At 38.7% G+C, this 18,636-nt stretch carries 17 protein-coding genes; 9 read left to right on the forward strand and 8 right to left on the reverse strand.

The features are described from left to right. Window positions 1–29: 29 nt before the first annotated feature. A complete protein-coding gene (locus QCD85_RS19375) occupies window positions 30–1,391 on the forward strand; it encodes an FAD-dependent oxidoreductase (RefSeq protein ID WP_301263622.1) in 1,362 nt (453 codons plus the stop codon). Window positions 1,392–1,629: 238 nt separating this feature from the next. Beyond that, window positions 1,630–2,517 (forward strand): formate/nitrite transporter family protein, encoded by an 888-nt coding sequence (locus tag QCD85_RS19380; protein WP_301263623.1) that lies wholly within the window; start codon window positions 1,630–1,632, stop codon window positions 2,515–2,517. A gap of 96 nt (window positions 2,518–2,613) precedes the next feature. On the opposite strand, the gene QCD85_RS19385 is transcribed toward QCD85_RS19380, so the two are convergent. Then, the gene (locus tag QCD85_RS19385; protein ID WP_301263624.1) at window positions 2,614–3,393 is read right to left on the reverse strand and encodes a hypothetical protein; all 780 of its coding nucleotides are present in this window, start codon (window positions 3,391–3,393) and stop codon (window positions 2,614–2,616) included. A 227-nt stretch (window positions 3,394–3,620) separates the two neighbouring features. Here QCD85_RS19385 and QCD85_RS19390 point away from each other — a divergent pair, with 227 nt between their 5' ends. Together QCD85_RS19390 and QCD85_RS19395 are read left to right on the forward strand one after the other, a co-directional pair. Further along, window positions 3,621–4,037: a GNAT family N-acetyltransferase gene (locus tag QCD85_RS19390; RefSeq protein WP_301263625.1), complete on the forward strand. Its 417-nt coding sequence runs from the start codon at window positions 3,621–3,623 to the stop codon at window positions 4,035–4,037. 116 nt (window positions 4,038–4,153) lie between these two features. Then, a complete protein-coding gene (locus QCD85_RS19395) occupies window positions 4,154–5,353 on the forward strand; it encodes a sensor histidine kinase (RefSeq protein ID WP_301263626.1) in 1,200 nt (399 codons plus the stop codon). Between the two features lie 62 nt (window positions 5,354–5,415). Here QCD85_RS19395 and QCD85_RS19400 read toward each other — a convergent pair whose 3' ends face one another. The 4 genes from QCD85_RS19400 to QCD85_RS19415 all read right to left on the reverse strand — a co-directional run bounded on the left by QCD85_RS19400 (window position 5,416) and on the right by QCD85_RS19415 (window position 10,543). Then, complete coding sequence (locus QCD85_RS19400; RefSeq protein WP_301263627.1) at window positions 5,416–6,624, reverse strand: ATP-binding response regulator; 1,209 nt, start codon at window positions 6,622–6,624, stop codon at window positions 5,416–5,418. Between the two features lie 237 nt (window positions 6,625–6,861). After that, window positions 6,862–8,499, reverse strand: coding sequence for a copper amine oxidase N-terminal domain-containing protein (locus QCD85_RS19405; RefSeq protein ID WP_273613824.1), 1,638 nt, complete (start codon window positions 8,497–8,499; stop codon window positions 6,862–6,864). A 594-nt stretch (window positions 8,500–9,093) separates the two neighbouring features. Next, window positions 9,094–9,540: a carboxymuconolactone decarboxylase family protein gene (locus QCD85_RS19410; RefSeq protein ID WP_273613823.1), complete on the reverse strand. Its 447-nt coding sequence runs from the start codon at window positions 9,538–9,540 to the stop codon at window positions 9,094–9,096. A gap of 88 nt (window positions 9,541–9,628) precedes the next feature. Further along, entirely contained in the window at window positions 9,629–10,543 is a 915-nt protein-coding gene (locus QCD85_RS19415; protein ID WP_301263628.1) for a sigma-70 family RNA polymerase sigma factor, read from the reverse strand. Between the two features lie 156 nt (window positions 10,544–10,699). Between QCD85_RS19415 and QCD85_RS19420 the strand changes: the two genes are divergently transcribed. Both QCD85_RS19420 and QCD85_RS19425 read left to right on the forward strand, forming a co-directional pair. Beyond that, window positions 10,700–11,938, forward strand: a complete 1,239-nt coding sequence (locus QCD85_RS19420; RefSeq protein WP_301263629.1) for an MFS transporter — start codon at window positions 10,700–10,702, stop codon at window positions 11,936–11,938. Window positions 11,939–12,012: 74 nt separating this feature from the next. Then, on the forward strand, window positions 12,013–12,510 hold the full coding sequence (locus QCD85_RS19425) for a GNAT family N-acetyltransferase (protein ID WP_301263630.1): 498 nt from the start codon (window positions 12,013–12,015) through the stop codon (window positions 12,508–12,510). On the opposite strand, the gene QCD85_RS19430 is transcribed toward QCD85_RS19425, so the two are convergent. Next, the gene (locus tag QCD85_RS19430) at window positions 12,498–12,917 is read right to left on the reverse strand and encodes a hypothetical protein (protein ID WP_301263631.1); all 420 of its coding nucleotides are present in this window, start codon (window positions 12,915–12,917) and stop codon (window positions 12,498–12,500) included. The genes QCD85_RS19425 and QCD85_RS19430 overlap by 13 nt on opposite strands. 277 nt (window positions 12,918–13,194) lie before the next feature. Between QCD85_RS19430 and QCD85_RS19435 the strand changes: the two genes are divergently transcribed. From QCD85_RS19435 to QCD85_RS19445, 3 genes are read left to right on the forward strand one after another with little or no spacing between them, the layout of a single operon-like run. Continuing rightward, on the forward strand, window positions 13,195–14,919 hold the full coding sequence (locus tag QCD85_RS19435) for a response regulator (RefSeq protein ID WP_301263668.1): 1,725 nt from the start codon (window positions 13,195–13,197) through the stop codon (window positions 14,917–14,919). Continuing rightward, window positions 14,916–16,004, forward strand: a complete 1,089-nt coding sequence (locus QCD85_RS19440; RefSeq protein WP_301263632.1) for a HEAT repeat domain-containing protein — start codon at window positions 14,916–14,918, stop codon at window positions 16,002–16,004. The genes QCD85_RS19435 and QCD85_RS19440 overlap by 4 nt, the downstream gene beginning before the upstream one ends. Further along, a complete protein-coding gene (locus QCD85_RS19445; RefSeq protein ID WP_273613817.1) occupies window positions 15,985–17,484 on the forward strand; it encodes a glycosyltransferase family 2 protein in 1,500 nt (499 codons plus the stop codon). Before QCD85_RS19440 ends, QCD85_RS19445 begins: the two co-directional genes overlap by 20 nt. A 115-nt stretch (window positions 17,485–17,599) precedes the next feature. On the opposite strand, the gene QCD85_RS19450 is transcribed toward QCD85_RS19445, so the two are convergent. After that, a complete protein-coding gene (locus QCD85_RS19450; protein WP_273613816.1) occupies window positions 17,600–18,148 on the reverse strand; it encodes a GNAT family N-acetyltransferase in 549 nt (182 codons plus the stop codon). A 78-nt stretch (window positions 18,149–18,226) separates the two neighbouring features. After that, on the reverse strand, window positions 18,227–18,487 hold the full coding sequence (locus QCD85_RS19455; RefSeq protein WP_273613815.1) for a DUF2164 domain-containing protein: 261 nt from the start codon (window positions 18,485–18,487) through the stop codon (window positions 18,227–18,229). Between the last annotated feature and the right edge of the window lie 149 nt (window positions 18,488–18,636).

Genomic DNA, 18,636 nt, shown 5'->3' on the forward strand with positions numbered 1-18,636 from the left:
AAATACAGATTTATCAGGAGGAAGAAACCATGAAAGTAGCTGTTATAGGATGTACTCACGCAGGAACTGCCGCTGTTGTTAATACCGCTAAATTATACCCGGATGCTGAGATCACTGTGTATGAACGTAACGATAATATCTCATTTCTATCTTGCGGGATTGCGTTATATGTAGGTGGCGTTGTTAATGATCCAGACGGATTATTTTACTCTTCTCCAGATCAATTAGCTGCTCTAGGAGTAACGACTAAAATGTTGCATGAAGTGACAGCGATAGATACAGATAACAAAACATTGAAAGCTCGTGACCTGACTACAGGTATTGAACTTACAGATACGTATGACAAATTAATTATGACGACAGGTTCTTGGCCGATCGTTCCTAAATTTGAAGGGATCGAACTGGATAACATTTTACTTTGCAAAAACTATAATCACTCGAATACGATTATCGAAAAAGCACAACATGCTAAAAACATCGTCGTTGTCGGTGCAGGTTATATCGGTGTTGAACTGGTAGAAGCATTCCAAATGAATGGCAAACAAGTCACTTTGATCGATGCTGAAGAACGTATTTTGAGCAAATATCTTGATCCTGAATTTACAGATCGTACCGAAGAGTCTCTACAAGAACATGGCATTGAACTTGCGCTATCTGAGAAAGTGGTAAAATTCACAGGTGAAGATGGAAAAGTCACAACAGTCGTTACTGACAAAGCGACACATGAAGCAGATATGGTGATCTTATGTATCGGATTCCGTCCAAATACTGAATTGCTTAAAGGACAAGTCGATATGTTAGTCAATGGTGCAATCTTAGTCGATAAATATATGCAAACAAGCAAAAAAGATGTATTCGCTGCTGGAGATAGCTGTGCGATCTTCTACAATCCTACAGGTAAACACGCCTATATTCCTTTAGCTACCAATGCAGTACGTATGGGTACACTGGTTGCTCGTAATTTAGTTCAACCGACCAATGAATATATGGGAACCCAAGGAACATCTGGTATCAAAATTTACGAAGATAATATTGCAGGCACAGGGATGACCGAGACAGCCGCTCGTGAAGCAGGCTTGAATGTAGAAACAAGCACCATGCACGATCACTACCGTCCAGAATTTATGCCGACACATGAGACGGTAACGTTGAAAGTAGTCTTTGAAAAAGAAACACGCCGTATCTTAGGTGCACAATTGATGTCTAAAGTCGACTTAACTCAATCGATCAATACGATCTCTGTCTGTATCCAAAATCAAATGACAGTCGATCAATTAGCCTTTATCGACTTCTTCTTCCAACCACATTACAACAAACCGTGGAACTACTTGAATACAGTAGGGTTGCAAGCATTAGCACCAATTCAGACGCAACAAGAAGTTCACGCTTAATTAAATAAGAACAAAGTAAATGTGTATCATGGCAAGCTCCTATTTATCATTATAAAAGTCTACCCCTAAACAAAGCCTGTACAGTTCCCCCACTGTGCAGGTTTTTATGCTTAATTTCACAAAACTTTTTGCAAAGTGACATTTGTTACTTTTTTCACAAAGTAGTTGTATTAAAATTGAAATATGAAAAGGTAATTTAATTATGCGGAAATAGATGCTTATAAGGGGGATGCAACACATGGCTTATTATAAACCACAACAGATTGCAATGAATACGATTGAGACTGGAATTATCAAAGCCAAGTCGACATGGATACAGATGTTAGTACTTGGTTTTTTGGGTGGAGCTTTTATTGCATTAGGATTTTTGTTAGATATTCGAGTGATCGCCAATACACCTGAATCCTGGGGAAGTTTTGCTAACTTTATCGGAGCGGCATTGTTCCCTGTAGGATTGATTCTGGTACTTGTAGCTGGTGGAGAATTGTTGACCGGTAATATGATGGCTGTTCCATTAGCACGGATGGCGAAGCGGATCAGTACGATAGAAGTTGCCCGTAATTTACTAGCTATTACAGTAGCCAATCTATTAGGTGCTTTATTTGTCGCTTACTTCTTCGGGCATGTAGTAGGGTTAACCGAGACAGGTCCTTACTTAACCAAAACGGTAGAAATGGCAGGGCACAAGTTAGAAGGAAGCTTTGCACAAATGTTCTTATCCGGGATCGGTTGTAACTGGTTGGTGGCTCTGGCTGTCTGGTTATCCTATAGCGCAGACAGTATCAGTGGTAAAATACTAGGAATCTGGTTCCCAACGATGGCATTTGTCGCTATCGGATTTCAGCACGTTGTCGCTAATATGTTTTTGATTCCAGCAGCAATCTTTGCAGGATATTATTCTTGGGATATGTATCTTATGAACTTTATTCCAGTATGGCTAGGTAATCTAACTGGTGGAGCGGTTTTCGTAGCAGGAATTTATTTCACAGCTTATATCAAAAAAGAAAACCAACTAACACCTGCCGGTTCAGGACATGCTCAACATAACGAATCTACTGTTTCAACAATGCCAGCAGTATCGGCTACATCAGCATTACCTTTACAACATAGCGATCAAGCGCATTGATATAGCAAAATAAAAAAAGGTCTCCCTCTTATGGAAGACCTTTTTTTGATTTTCAAATATTAAATTTACTCATACAAAATCTTAAATGAAAAAACTTCATTTTTTATTAAAATAAAATACAATAAAACCTAACAGAAAAATAGAAGTAACCACGATCACTGGTTTGATTCTCAAGGAACTTTCATTGTTTATAGGTAGATTTGTGACTCCTCCACCTGAAACTGGTTCATTAGATATAGCAGCTATTTTTGATCTCTGTTCTTGCGATGAAATAATCTTTGCAATAAAATCCTCAGAGTTAAAGACATCAAAAGCATTCATATTATTAAGCATACTATCTTTTAAAAGTGCTACTTTTTCTACTGCATCTTTTTTAGTAATTAGTGCAACGATCTGATTAGCTCCATCGTACAAAACTTTACTATCTTTATTATAACCAATTAAGCTTTTAGCTTTTTTAATTTGATTAGCAAAATCAGTATCTGTAGAAAATTGAGTAATTTCATTATAATCAGGTGCACGATCTGCAAAAGCAATAGCCTTGCTTACATTATTACTTTCAATCACAAATAAATATCCATTAAACTGTAAAAAATTATCTAATGACGATGATTTATTATAAACATCATTTTTTACTTGATTAGCCGTATTAATCATATAGACAGAATATCCATCACCTAATTCTGTCTTTTGGTCTGTTCCCTTATTTACGATACCATTGTTTTTAGAGTTTTTTGTAAGTATATCTAGCTCAGTCTTTTGATTTTTTAAATCCTCTTTAATAGCTCCTTCGATGCTAGAAGGTATTGAAGACGCAAATGCTGATATAGGTATTAACAACAAAATCATTGTTAATAATATAGCTTTCTTAAACATGTATGTTCCTCCTCTTTTATTTATTTTACATATATTGAATCTATGGATCTGTCCCAATGGAAAAAAAGAGTTATTTACAAAATCGTTATAAAGGTTCTTTATAATATGTTTATTATAAGTCGATTGTTTTAAATACATAATTAGAAAAATTACTGTATACTTACACTTTTAACGAATATAATCTAAGATTTGTTCCACTACCATCTCCGAAAGAGCAGGTGATATTTTTGCATATTCAAGAACTATCCCTAGATCACAATGTACCGCAGATTGGAGTATTTTTAGATCAGCACAATATGAATAATGATCTTCATATCCCTGATTATGAAAGTATTCCTTTCTCACTGGCTGCTTATGAAGGGGAACAATACATCGGTGGAGTGACAGGGGCTATGGCATGGGGGTTACTCTATATTCGATATCTGGCGGTTGATCCTGCATATAGAGGTCAGGGCGTTGGAGCGAAGTTATTACAAGCGATTGAAGATCAAGCAAGACAACAGGGCGCTATGATAAGTGAATTGACGACGATGAGTTGGCAAGCTCCGCATTTTTATATGAAATATGGATATGTGATCTTTGGAGAAATAAAAGATATTCCGATCAAAGGACAATCGAAAATATACTTGCAAAAATATTTATAAATAAGTATTACAAATGGAAAAATATTATATATTTATAAATATGTAATATATTAATGTTGATATTGGGTAATAGAGAGAGAACGTGAATCTCATACTGATTGATCAGGAGCGTAAAAATGAATAACCGGAGCAAGTGGAGTATACGTTACCAGGAATTAGAAGTTGAAAATATTCATTTGAAATCTTTAATAGATGAACATCTTGAATATCGCAACCTTGCTGAACAAACGTTACGACACAATGCTGAATTTCTTGCGATGTTGAGTCATGAGATTCGCACGTCGATGAATGCTATTTTGTCATTGACTGCACTACTCGAACAGACTTCGGTCAATACAGAACAGCGCTATTATTTGGATTTAATGAATACTAGCAATGTCACATTAATATCTTTAGTGAACAATATATTGGATTTGAGTAAAATGGAAGCAGGTAAGATGCAACTGGATAATGATCCTTTTGATCTGATTAATGTTATAGAAGATTTGCTCTATTCTGTTTCTCCGCGTGCTTTTCAAAAAGAGGTTGAAGTGATTCTTGCTATTGAATCGGAGATTCCTTTATTTGTGATGGGGGATGCGCTTAAAGTAAGACAAATGATTATGAATCTGGTGCAAAATTCGATTAAATTCACACATCAAGGCGAGATACAGATATCATTACTAATGCTTGAATCTGCTGTAGAACTGGCTTCAGTACAAATCATTATTCGTGATACAGGGATTGGAATGTCGGCAACACAGTTATCTCATCTTTTTCATAATTATAGTCAGGTTCATGAGTCGGATGATCATCATTACGGCGGAACAGGGTTAGGATTAGCTATTACAAAGCAGTTGATTGAATTAATGAATGGAAAGATCGAAGTAAAAAGTGAAGTGGGTATAGGAACAGAGATAAGTATCGTATTCAATTTTAAAAAATATATGGAGGTGCCTGCCATCCCATTCAAAAAAGATCTATTATCACTGATGAATGTGATGGTACTGGATCAAAATAAGACCAGTAGTCAATTAATCTGTAATCTACTGATAGAATGGGGAGCTAGCGTAACGTATCGATTGGAGATGAATGATGAATTTTTTGAAGAAATTCAAGAGAGTACGTATGACCTGATTCTAATCGATCTGCGTACGATCAACCTACATTTGTGGGAACGCGAAAAAGCAAATTTGAAAAAACAACCATTGGCTGTATTGGCTCCTCTGGGCGATAAAGTGGAAGGTGAATTTAAAGATATGTTTAAAGCGGTAATCACTAAGCCTATTCGCAAGCTTCACTTACTCAATGGTGTATTAGCTGTAGAGATCGATTAACATAAAAAAAACTGCTGTACGATTCATCTTAACTGAATACGTATAGCAGTTTTTTTGTACTTTTATTTTTTGGCTTTCGCAAGAATCGTATTTAACAAATGTAGTTTACGGATCGGTTTGGTAATAATCGTCTGAAATAAAGCTCTAAATTCACCTTCTATTTTGTTGCCAAGTGGGGCAAGCAAAAATAGCGGTTTATCTTGTAACATCTCTTGGTGATGTTCCCACGCTTCCATATCAATACTATCCAGATCCAGTAGACAGACATCGAAATGTTCATGTTGAATCGTATTAAAAAACACATCGTTCATTTCTGAGATCACACTAACATCTGCGCCCCAATCAGACAACATCATCGAAATTAACTCCAGGCTAGTTGTATTATTGTCTATTAATAAGATGCGTACATCTTTAAGTACATCCTTTTCAAAAGGAATAGAAGGCAGATCAGTATATCGTTCAAATTCAATACTGACACTAAATTCAGAACCGACATCTTTTTTGCTAGTGACTTCCACTGTACCTTTCATCAATTCGACAAGGCTTTTAGTAATCGCAAGCCCTAGCCCTGTACCTCCGTATTGATGATGTTCGTTATTATGATGAACCTGTACATAATTTTCAAATAATTGCGTTAGTTGCTCCTCAGACATCCCGATCCCTGTATCACGAATAGAAATTTTAACAGTAAGATTTTGCTCATCTTCTACCGGAGAAAGCAATAATAGCGATACCAGTATTTCACCTTCGTGTGTGAATTTAACTGCATTTTGTAATAAATTCATAATCACTTGCCTGATTTTGAGTGCATCCCCGATCACAAACAAAGGAATATCTGACTCAATATCAAGAATCACTTCTACATTGTTTTTGAACGCTTTGGGAGATAGGGCATAGACCAGATCTTCAATCGTATTTATCAAGTCAAAAGGATGTTTTTCGATCATCATATGACCGGATTCTAATTTGCTGATATCTAGCAAATTATCGACAAGAGCCATTAGTGCATCACTACTGGATTCCAAAATATTAACATAATGTTGTTGATCTTCTTCTAAGGTAGTTTGTTTTAATAAATCGGTCATGGTGACAATGCCGTTCATAGGTGTTCTGATTTCATGACTAAGCATAGCGATAAATTCTGTTTTCTGTTTTAACGCTTGCTCCGAAAGAACGATCACTTGTTGCTGGTTATACGATTGCAAACGTAACTTGATAACTTCTAATTCTAATTCTCGTTGCTGTTTAATCGTTTCTATTGTGTCTTTCATACGCAACACCTCGATTGGCTTAGATTCATAATAGAATCGAAATATAGTCTTATCTATTTTATCATCTGTTATATACGTTATTGTTAACTAATTTATTATAAACTAATTTAATGAATCATATCCATATTTGAAAAAACAGACAATAAGCCGAAAAAAGGCACTCTAGTCAGAATCAACAAGAGTGCCTTTTATAAGATTAGACTATTTTATACGAAAGGTATAAAAGGAAAGCAGTAATTACATTGATTTCGTTAATGTAATTTCACCAGTAGATTTATTCCATTTAACATCCCAACCTAGCAATTCAGTGATGGAGCGTAAAGGAACCATTGTTCTACCGTTGCTATCTACCATAGATACTGCTTCGATTTTTTGAGTTTTACCGTTAACATCAACAGTGTTTTTACCAACCCAGAATTTCATTGTATCTTTACCAGCCATTACTGTAACTTGACCAGCAGATTTATCCCAAGCTACTTTAGCGCCAATACCTTCTGCAAGGTAACGCAATGGAATGTACGTTGTACCGTTTTTCACCATAGGCATTGTATCCATTGTTGTCATTTTGTCGCCAACTTTAAGTTGTTTGCTGTTTAATTTCATCCATACTGTCATCATAGAAGCATCTTTAGCAGGTGTTGCTGGTTTAGCTGGCATAGGTTTAGCAGCAGTCATTTTGAATTTATCAGGGTATTGTTTTACAATTGCGCCACCCAAAGCTTCGCCGATACCGAACATTGTTTTGAATCCTTCACGATCTGCTTTGTATGCAGCTTCATATTTCTTAGCAGCATAGTTATCGATAACCATTTGAACTTGACCTTCATGAGCGACTAATGCTTTTTTAGCAGCAGCTGCAGGCAAGTTGTTTGCTGTTGCTGTACCTAAGAAAGTAGAGAATTCTGTGGTGAAATCACTAATACGATCTTTTACAGCTTGTAGAGATGTTTTGTCACCTTTTTTCAATGCTGTTACATAATCACTTTGTGCTTTGATGTGGTTGGTTACCCAGATTTTTTCGAACTGGTTACCACCTTCTGCACCATAGATCGAAGTGATTGCTTTTTTGAATGCTGCTGTGTTGCTAGCTTCTGCTTTGATCAATGCTGCAGAATCTTTATCTTCGCCATTGTATTGTTTTTGCATTTGCAATACAGACAATGCAAAGTGTTCTGCTGCTAATTGGTTTAGTGCAGAGCGTAGGTCAGCCGCAGGTGTATCTACAGAACCGTTGTTGAATTTAGCAGGGTTTTGAGCAACGATTGCTCCTGATAGCGCTTTACTTACTGTGAACATTGTAGCGAAACCTTCACGATATTCTGTGTAAGCACCTGTGTAATCGCCAGCTACATATTTTTCAAATACGTCTTGTACTTGATCTTCATGTAGACGAAGAGCTTGAGCAGCCGCTTTTTGTGGCAATTTGCCTTCTGTAGCTGTTGCTAGGAATTTGGAGAACTCATCTACAAAGCTTTGTACTTGAGCTTCTGCTTTTTTGATAGCTGCTTTGTTGTCCATTTTAGTTGCTTTTACTAAGTTGTCTGTGTATTTGTTGTGAGCACGGAAAATTCGTTCAAATTCAGCCGCGCCTGCTTTACCGTAAATTGCTTCGATAGCAGGTTGCATATCTAGCGCATTTTGATCCAATGCATCGTATGCTTGTTTAGCATCAGGTGCACCTTCATATGCTTTAGTCATTGCAACAACAGCTAATGCGAAATGCTCGGAAAGTAAGTAATCAAGTCCTGCACGAAGGTCAGCAGCTTTTGTGCTAACTGTAGGAGTCGCTGTTGTTGGTGTTGCTGCGAATGCTCCTGTTGTTGGAAGAAGTAAAGAAAGACTTAATGCGGGTACAATTAGTTTTTGAATTTTCATAAGTAAGCTCCCTTTGTATTTACATTTTTTTGTGTGTATCAAATGTTGCCGTCCATACACAGATGAACGAAAGATAATTGGTTTTGGATCACTTTATTTATTTTTTTATTTCAAAAGCGAGGCTGAAGCGAAGTCATATCATGCTCTCATTGCAGTCATGACGACTGTTTCTTTATCATACGTTCCTGACCTTGCTACCCGATCACCAGCCCCACTGTAGTAGAATAATGGACTTACCTTTTTTCACTTGCATACTCACGAATAATGTATAAACACATTTCTCAGAAATTAAACTAAGTGTCTTATATAATTTTAAAGAATAACGGAAATAGAAGAAAAGAGAATAAAAAAAGTGCCCTTACGATAAGGGCACTTTCATCATTTATATGTATGATGTAGGACATATAATAGGTCAAAACAAATGAAATCCGCCATAGTGCGGTTCGGGGGAACGAAACCGTAATATGGCGGATTCCGGGAGTGGTCCATGATATAGCAGAAGTGAGAACGAAGGGGACATCATTCTCGCCAATTGCCGTTACTTATTGTTAAACACGGACACAAATATTGAAACAGGTCATTTACAAATTTTTTTTAATCTTTACAACCCGGGAACATACCGGTCGAAATCGCTATGCGATTCCAGTTATTGATGGTGTTAATCGCTACAATAATATCCATATATTGTTTCTCGCTAAAGTGCTGTAACACCTCATTGTATACAGCTTGAGGCACTCCTTGAACTGTAATTTCAGTTACCACTTCAGTAAGATGAAGAACTGCTTTTTCAGCGTCTGTATAATATGGGCATTCTCTCCATACACTGGTCAAAGCGATCCGTTCTTCCGATTCACCCATTTTACGCAAATCGCGTGTATGAGCATCCAGACAGAACGCACATCCATTGATTTGTGAAGCGCGAATTTTGATCAATTCATATAGAACAGGGTCAAGATCCTGTTCTTTGATAAATTTCTCCATTTGCCCCATAAGGGAATAGACTTTCGGGTGTACTTTGTAATAATCCATACGTGTTTGCATTGGTTATCCTCCTGAAATATAAAATAGTCACAAGCTTGATAGAAGCTTATATAGACTAGACAAATGAGGAAACCGATTTGTGACAAGCTTAGCTAATTTTGTCTGGATTCGAAATCATAAAGATATGATCGACTTGTCCTGATGCATTATATCTAAAGGAATAAACGGCTACCGTTACCCCTTCACGCTGAAGTTGTAGACCTATTTCACCATTGATCGATATGATCGACCATTCTCCTGTCAGTGACCCTTTAGCAGCAATACCATTGAAGAACGAAATCACACGTCGACGATCGAAAATAGGACGTAAAGCCGATTTAACTTTACCACCGCCATCTGTGTAAAGACGCATATCCTGTTGAAGTAATTCCAATAAAGAAGAAAAGTTACCTGTCTGAGTAGCTTGCAAAAAAGCACGCGTAAATGCTAATTTGTGCTCAGAGGCAATCGATTCAGACGCTTGCGCTTCTTGTAGCTTGGGCACAGCACGACTGAATATTTTGCGGCAAGTAGCTTCTGAGCGATTCATCCATAGGGCAATCTCTCGATAAGAAAAATCAAAGGATTGTCGCAATACAAAAATCGCACGCTCTACAGGTGTCAATTGATCGAGCAATACCATCACTGCATAACTAATATCATCGGTTAGTATAATAGAAGTATCTGCACTTTCTGTTAACTCTGATGTACGTGAAGATACTGAAGATGAAGACCATTCGTTCACATGAGGTTCAGGCAACCATACCCCCGGATACTCTACACGTTTGATTCGTGCCGATTCCAGTACATTCAAGCTTCGATTGACTGTCGACTGAATCAGATAAGCACGAATATTATTAACTTGCTCATGATTCCAGTTGCTAGTACTAAGATAGATAAAAAGGTCTTGTACAATATCTTCAGCTTCGGTACGCATCCCTGTAATGCGATAAGCGACAGCAGTCAGTAATGAACGATATTCTACATATAAGTGTTCGATATGGTTACTAAATAAAGAAGTCATAGTGGAAATCTATCTCCTTATTAATATCAGTAATACGATAGGAATAATCGATGTACAGCGTTACATGGTACACTTGCTGAATTTCTATCCTCTATATCATACTAGAAATATTGTGCTTATTCTGTGCGTGATCAACAAGAAAGGAACTCTCATCTTATGAATTGGCTTAGATCGTATCCACGCGAAATACAAGTTTTTTTACTGGCTAGCCTGATCAGTGCAGCAGGTGGATCATTAATGTGGCCCCTAACTACACTTTATGTCTATCAGGAGCTCGGTCGCACGATGACTGATGCAGGTTTTGTAGTTCTTTTGCAATCACTAGGTGGTATCGGTGGGCAATTGCTTGGAGGTACATTATATCATCGTCTAGGTGTCAAAAAGTTAATCGTAGGTTCATTGTCATTAAATGCATTGTGTTTGTTTGCATTGCCTTTTGTTAGTCAGAACTGGCATCTGTATATGATTACGATGATATTTGTAGGATTATTTAATGCGATGTCGTTACCAGCTATTCAAGCATTTATAGGCTTTCGCTTTGCAGATCGCCGCGGACAATTATTCAATATTGTATATGTTGCTAACAATATTGGTGTAGCACTAGGAACCGCTCTATGCGGAGTGCTAGCAGATATTTCGTATCATTTAACATTTGTACTTAACGGGGTAAGTTGTGCATTGTTTGCCGGTTTCTTTTTTGTATATTTGACCAAAATCGGCGAAGGCGAACGTACTCATGTACAGGAAGAAGATGTACATAATCCGGGTCGACCACAAGTCCATACAGAAAAGCGTCCATTATGGTTACTATCTCAAGTAAGAGTCTACTTATATATGGGAATTGGTTCGTTGTTTCTATGGTTAGGTAATTCAATCTGGAATACAGGCGTATCTCCTTTTATCGTCAGTTCAGGTATGTTAATTAGTTATTATAGTCTGTTATGGACATTAAACGGTGTATTGATCTTCGCAGGTCAACCGTTCGTGAATTTTATCCGCCGCGTAGCTGCTCGGACGGCTGAAGCTCAAATGACTGCCAGTGCTCTTTTTTATTTGTTTGGCTATATTGTTATTTTAGGATTTCATAATTATCCGGCGATGATTGTAGCGATGATTCTGATTACATTTGGAGAGATGTTGTTATCTCCAGCTATTCCTTCGTATGTCTCTGAAAAAACCGGATTGTATGCTCCATTCTATCTAGGAGTAGCCGGAGGAATAGGTGCAGTCGGACGGGTCATCGGGCCCTATATTATGGGCGTATTTTATGATGCTGGTGGGCTTCATCCTGTAGCATGGGTCGCTGTACTAGCAGGTATTCTTTCTTTAGCATTCTTTATGCTTCATCATTATGTACAAAGAAAAGCAGTATCACTTCCTCAGTCTTCTAGCTAATACTTGAGTGTAAAACGAATGATATACTATACTCAAAGGATAAAGACCAAATAGATAAGAGAAGGTGCGTATACATGTCGGTTCAGCCTGTTGATCAGATAGTGACTCGATTGTCGATTATGAATGATGCTCAATATTTAATAGAAATTGATCATTTGGTATGGAATGATAATAACACTCCATGTGTACTACAATACGGATCACGTCAGCAATATTTGCAAGATCATCCACCGGGTACGCAACTGGTTGCTATATTAGGAGAACAGATCTGCGGATATGTAGGTTTTCAACATCCTACGTATGTTTCTACCAATCAACATGTATACGATATTCATATTGCGATTCACCCTGATTATCAAGGCAAAGGAATAGGGCGCAAATTGATCGAATCATTAGGTGAATTTGCTCGGTCACAACAAATACGTAAATTAACGCTTCGTGTGCTTTCAACTAACAAAGAAGCCTTCCAATTCTACAAAAAGCTAGGCTTTGTAGAAAACGGAAGACTTCCTGAAGAGTTCTATATTAACGGGCAATATGTGGATGATATCTTGATGACTTACTGGCTGTAGGAAGTCTGACCATAGACACTCTTTGTAATGAGATCGGTCAATTCTGCTTTTTGTGCCCGGTATGTATCCGGTGACAATAATCCTTTATTTAATCGTTCATTTAACATCTCTGTCATCTGTGCAACCTGCAAGTCGATTACGGCTTGTGGGTTTTTGTTATGTCGACGTGCTGTTTCAGCAAGTGATCTGCCTTCATATAAATCTTCATAGACATCCTCATCCGACGAAGCGCCAAGTGTACTCAGGAATGCATCCTGCTGCTCACTCGTCAACGAAGAACCAGACGCACTCGATGGCGCTTGAGCATTTGCTTCTTCCCCTAGCAACATGCTACTGATCGCAAGTCCTAGAAGCAACGTACTGATCATCGCTTTACGTGAACGGTGGTTTTTTTTCGTGCTTTTCATCATGGATACCTCATTTCATACTATTGTTAAAAGTAGAGCATTACCCTTTAACGTAATGTGCTCTATCGTTATCTTAAACAGCTTGCCTTAAAAGAAACTTAAAGGAACGTAAAGGTAAGCTAAAACCTCTCTTTTTTGTTTCAACCCTGTGTCAGATTCTTTACATATTTAGTACCAGTATTTTCTATTGGTGAGTCTTTATGGTTAAATTTTAATCCGGTATATCCGATAATAGAAAGTAGAGTAACTAGGCAAAGGGGGTTTATTTGTGAATCGTATGTTGAAGTATCAGATTCTTTTCAAACTTCAATTACAAGAAAAATTGCAGAAGATGCTAGAACCTAATGCGCAGATTCCAGAGCAGGAATTGTATCGGCTAGCACATTCGATCAAAGGAACAGCAGGCACGATAGAGTTGCCAGAATGGTACTCCGAAGCTTTGCGTTTACTGACCACATTCAAAGAAGACGGTCAACGTGTATTTGACCATGAGCAGATGGTTATTATATTAGAACCATTATATGAGCTTATCCAGCAGTCAGATGTGGAGCCTGAAGTTAAAGAGACTGCACCGATCGAGAAGATACCTTTTACAATAACATCCCCTATAAATACGACTAAAGCTCGAACCGTCTTAATTATTGATGATGATATCGGGCTCCTTACTTTATTAAAAGATGAACTGGTCAGTCAAAATTTCACAGTGTTAGCAACGACAGAGCCTGAACAAGGTTTGGCGTTGTTTTATGATAAACGTCCTGATTGTGTTGTGTTGGATTTGGTATTGCCTGGCATGAACGGATTTGAGCTGTTAGCACAGATTCAAGATTTGTGTGAACGTCATTTTATTCCTGTTATGATCATCAGTGCTTCAGGCAACAAAGAAACCCGGATGCATGGTTATGCGATGGGAGCGGAAGACTTTATGATTAAGCCTTTCGATATGGACGAATTTTCTTTGCATGTGCGCCGTTTGACCAGCAAAAGAATCAAGCTGACAGAATTGCTGTTATTAGATAGTGTAACCGGGGCATACAGTATGCCTTTTCTAGAACGTGAATTAGAACGATATCAAGAACAAACGCGAGTACATGAGACAGAAGTATCGTTAATCGTCATCGATCTGCAAGGTCTGCGAAATTACAACAAAACGTATAATTTTGCGAAAGGGGATCAATTATTACGTCAAGTCTCGGATACGATTAAATTGTCTTTGCGTGTAGAAGATATATGGGCACACGAACGTGCAGGGAGATTTTATTTGCTACAACCAGGTAGCGCTCCCGCTCAAAGCAGTGCTTTTATTGATCGTATTCTTTATTCGCCACAAGTCGCATCTTTGATTCCAGCAGGAATGATGCGTATTCGCTATGGCGTGGTGCCTGTCTTTGCTACAACCGATCAATCGCAACTATTTGATCAGGTGAATCAGCAATTGTTGCATTTAAATACAGCGTTGGAGCAAGGCAAATCGGTATCTTCTATACCGTTACAGACGCCATCCAGAATGAGTAGATCTATAGATGCTAAGCCTGTTGTTGCCCATCCTGTTATACCTGAACCTACTATAAGTAATCCACCTGTACCGACGGTATCTGTTAACGAGCCATTGCGATTAGCGATTGTGGATGATGATCCATTAATACGTAATATTTTGGAACGACAAATGTTCGATCTAGAACAAGAGTATTTACTGGATATTCGTGTGTATACAGATGGCAAAGAATTTTTGAATGATCCGTGGCATGATGAATCTGCTCAATATTTATTGATTTTGGATCGAATGATGCCACGTATTAATGGAATGGAAGTTCTTTCCCGTCTACGTGGTGAAGAAGGTTCAAAATATACGGTACTGATGTTAACGGGAGTCGACGATGAACAAGGTATTACAGAAGCGATACGTGCTGGAGCAGATGATTATATGACCAAGCCATTTAGTATGATGGAATTGGAAGCTCGTGTACGACGCTTACTGAACAAAGTAGGGGTAGCGTTATGAGTATTGATAATATACTGGTAACGATCTGGTGGGCAACTGTCGGAGTAGTGTCATTGATTATCGTACTGTTACTGTATCTGATGTTTCGTAAATATCAACGCAATCGGCGTTTGCAAGCGATAGACCGTTTAACCGAGCAACTTGCCAAAGCCGATTCTGCGCTGAATCAATATATTGCAACAGGAGAACGTTCTCGTAGAATGCTGGCTAAAAATAGTTTGGAACAAAAAGCGATAGAAGAAATGTTAATTCATCGCTTATCACTAAGTCGCTCCAAAAATGAAACCCAGCGGATCAAAGAACTAAGTGAGTATTATTTTGCAGAATCGTATGCTAATGATTTGCGTAGCTCGCGTTGGAGTACTCGTATCAATGCTTTACTTTATATTGAGCAATTTCAGATGATGAGTCTTCACTCGGAGCTTTTACAAGCGTTACAGCGCAAACATTGTACAGGTGATGAGCGCTTTTTGATTTTGCGGATTCTGGCTGTATTTCAAGCTCCTGAGATTATGGATGAACTGGAATCAGCAGCTATCCAATACTCAGACATTCAATTATTGCAGTTGGTGTTGTTAATCAAAGGCGAGCTGTTAGATCAATTGCTACAACAGTTCGATAAATACAGTCCCAAATTACGCTATATCATTATAGATAGTCTGCGGATTAACAATATTCGTACGCAAGAAGTACTGCAATTGTTAGAGCAATGTATGTATTCTAATGATAAAGAAATGCGTATTCGTGCGATGAAAGCACTTGCTAATTTTGGTTATATGAGCCCTGAAGCGGCTAATCGGATGGAACAAGCATTAACTGAACAACAATCTGTATCATGGCAAGAACGATTGATGAGAGTGAAAGTAATCAATAGTACGCGTGATGAACGCTTTTTGCCGTATCTGGAGCAGTTGGTGAGTGATGATTCATACGAAGTTCGTCTGCAATCGGCGCAAGCTTTGCTTCGTTATCGTCAAGGTGTAGCGATATTGGAACAAATAGCGACCAATCACCCTGACCGATTTGCAAAAGAGATGGCACAAGAGATATTGGAAAGGAGAAATTATGAGCGGAATGTGGGCTGACCTCGGATTAGTTGTTTACCATATCATTGCTGTGATCACGATATTATACGTCGCTTTTTCAACCGGAGCGTATTTGTTAATGTATTTCGCGGCTGCCAAAGATTTGCGCAAAGACAAAGATGTGAGCGGACTTCAATATAGCAAAGCACTCGAAAACGAATTAGCTCCTTTATCGATTCTTGTTCCTGCTTACAATGAAGGTGGTAATATCGTATCCAGTGCTCGTTCACTGCTGAGTATCAATTACAAGCAATTTGAAGTTATCGTAATCAATGATGGTTCCAAAGATGATACTGCGCAACGGATGATTGATGAATTTGATATGTCGCCCATTTCCAATCGTGTTCCTTTTTCAGCATTAGGCAAGTCTACAGCACCGATTCGCAATATTTATCGCTCTTTACAGCATCCCAATCTAGTACTGGTGGATAAAGAAAACGGTGGGAAAGCGGATGCGCTTAATGCAGGCATTAACGTTTCACGTTATCCTTATTTTGCTTCCCTTGATGGAGATACTGTACTGGATACTGATGCTTTTATCAAAGTGATGAAGCCTATTATGGAAGCGAAGCCTGGTGAAGAGATTATAGCTACTGGTGGTAGTGTAGGGATTGCCAACGGAAGTATTGTTGATACAGGTTATCTGAGCAGTGAAAATGTACTGCTATCTCGTAATCCATATGTTGTAATGCAAGTTATCGAGTATTTGCGCGGTTTCTTGATGGGACGAATCGGTCTGAGTAGCTTCAATATGTTGATCCTTGTATCCGGTGCATTTGGTGTATTCAAAAAAAGCTGGGTGATCGAAGTGGGCGGGTATGAGACAGAGACGATTGGTGAAGATATGGAACTGATTGTTCGTCTACATCGTCTATTGCGGAAAAAGAAAAGCAAAGGTCGGATTATCTATATTCCAGAACCTGTCTGCTGGACAGAAGCACCGGAAAGTCGCAAAATCTTACGTCGGCAACGGATTCGCTGGCAACGTGGATTGTTCGAAAGTCTATGGCGGAACAAAGACATGCTGTTTAATCCGCGCTATGGACGCATCGGCTTCGCCGCTATGCCATTATTTATGTTCGTAGAGCTGTTTGGCCCTGTAGTTGAATTGATCGGCTTAATTATGATTGTATTAGGTCTCGTTCTCAAAGCAGGCGCAGGCTGGGAAATCAGTGCATCACTGACATTGATGATGATTTTGTATGGTTCGTTACTGTCGACAGGGGCAGTATTATTCGAAGAGTGGCGATTCCATCATTATAATCGCATAGCAGATGTATTCCGGCTGGTGCTTCATGCGTTATCCGAATCATTCTGGTATCGTCCGATGCTAACCGTCTGGAGAGTGATCGGGCTAGCTCAAGCGATTCGTGGTAAAAAAGCCCAGTGGGGTGAAATGACACGTGTAAATGTCATCGGTGGCAGTTCAGATACGATCAAAATGCGACCGGAAAGCCCGCTTATTCAACCTAAAAAATAAACGAATACTCGTTATACCATAAAAAGCTACTTCACCTGCAAGATTGCAAAAGTGAAGTAGCTTTTTGTCATGAAATGATCTTAATGTATTGGACAAAAGAAAAAGAGTAGAGCGATTAGCGTTTTAACTTCCATTCTTGTTGAAGCATTCCGTACACTGCATGATCTACATAACCAATCGGTAACAATTCAGCTTCCCGAATAATACCTTCCAAAATAAAGCCCAGACGCTGAGGAACCGCGCGACTGCGATGATTACCGGTAGCACAGCGAATCTCAACCCGGTGCAGATTCAGTTCAATTAGTGCATAGTCGATTAATACACGAAGCGCAGAAGTAACCAACCCTTTGCCTTCATAATGAGAACCGAGCCAGTACCCTATACCGACTGAACGATGATTCCAATTGATCTCATGAAATCCGATAATACCAGCCAGTTGACCTTTGTACCAGATGCCAGCATTAAAAGCGCCATTTTCCATCGCCTGAGTCATCGAAGAACGTACATATTCTTCACTAGCCGCTACTGAATTGGTCGCGTCGACCCATGCTAACCATTGACGCAAAGAAGAACGGGATTGATCGATAAGCTGATAAATAGGACGAGCATGACTGGGTTCAAGTGGCCTTAATTCGATTTCTTCATCCAATTTATATGTAAACATCAAAGTATACCCTCTTTCTTAATCGAATATGAAATGAAGTGCACCGGATAAAATGTATAGATTAGAGTAGTTCATGAGTTAACGACGTGGACGAAGAGGAGGGTGTTGTTCCAGAGCATAGATATCTTCTTCCAGTCCAGCCATACGTTCATTTAACGTGGTACGACAATCAGCCAAAGCTTGATTATAAATAAGAGGTCCTGCCGATTGCAAAAAGAAATCAAGTACCGAATCAGCAGCCAAATCGCCTATACTTTCGCCACGCTCCATTTCAAAAAAATGCTGGATTTGCGCAATCATATGCTCACGCTGTTCTTTCGGTAGCGTCAATGGTTTCATGCGTCATTACTCCTTTGTACACGTTTATACTACATGCTACCGTATTCAACCTCTAGCGTCAAAGCCAATTAGCATCAAAATACGATCGCTCGAACAGGACAAAGGTCTCTATCCAAATCGTCATATCCTTGTCTAACTTGCCAGAACAG

Source organism: Paenibacillus sp. PsM32, assembly GCF_030433815.1.
GTDB lineage: Bacteria > Bacillota > Bacilli > Paenibacillales > Paenibacillaceae > Saccharibacillus > Saccharibacillus kyungheensis.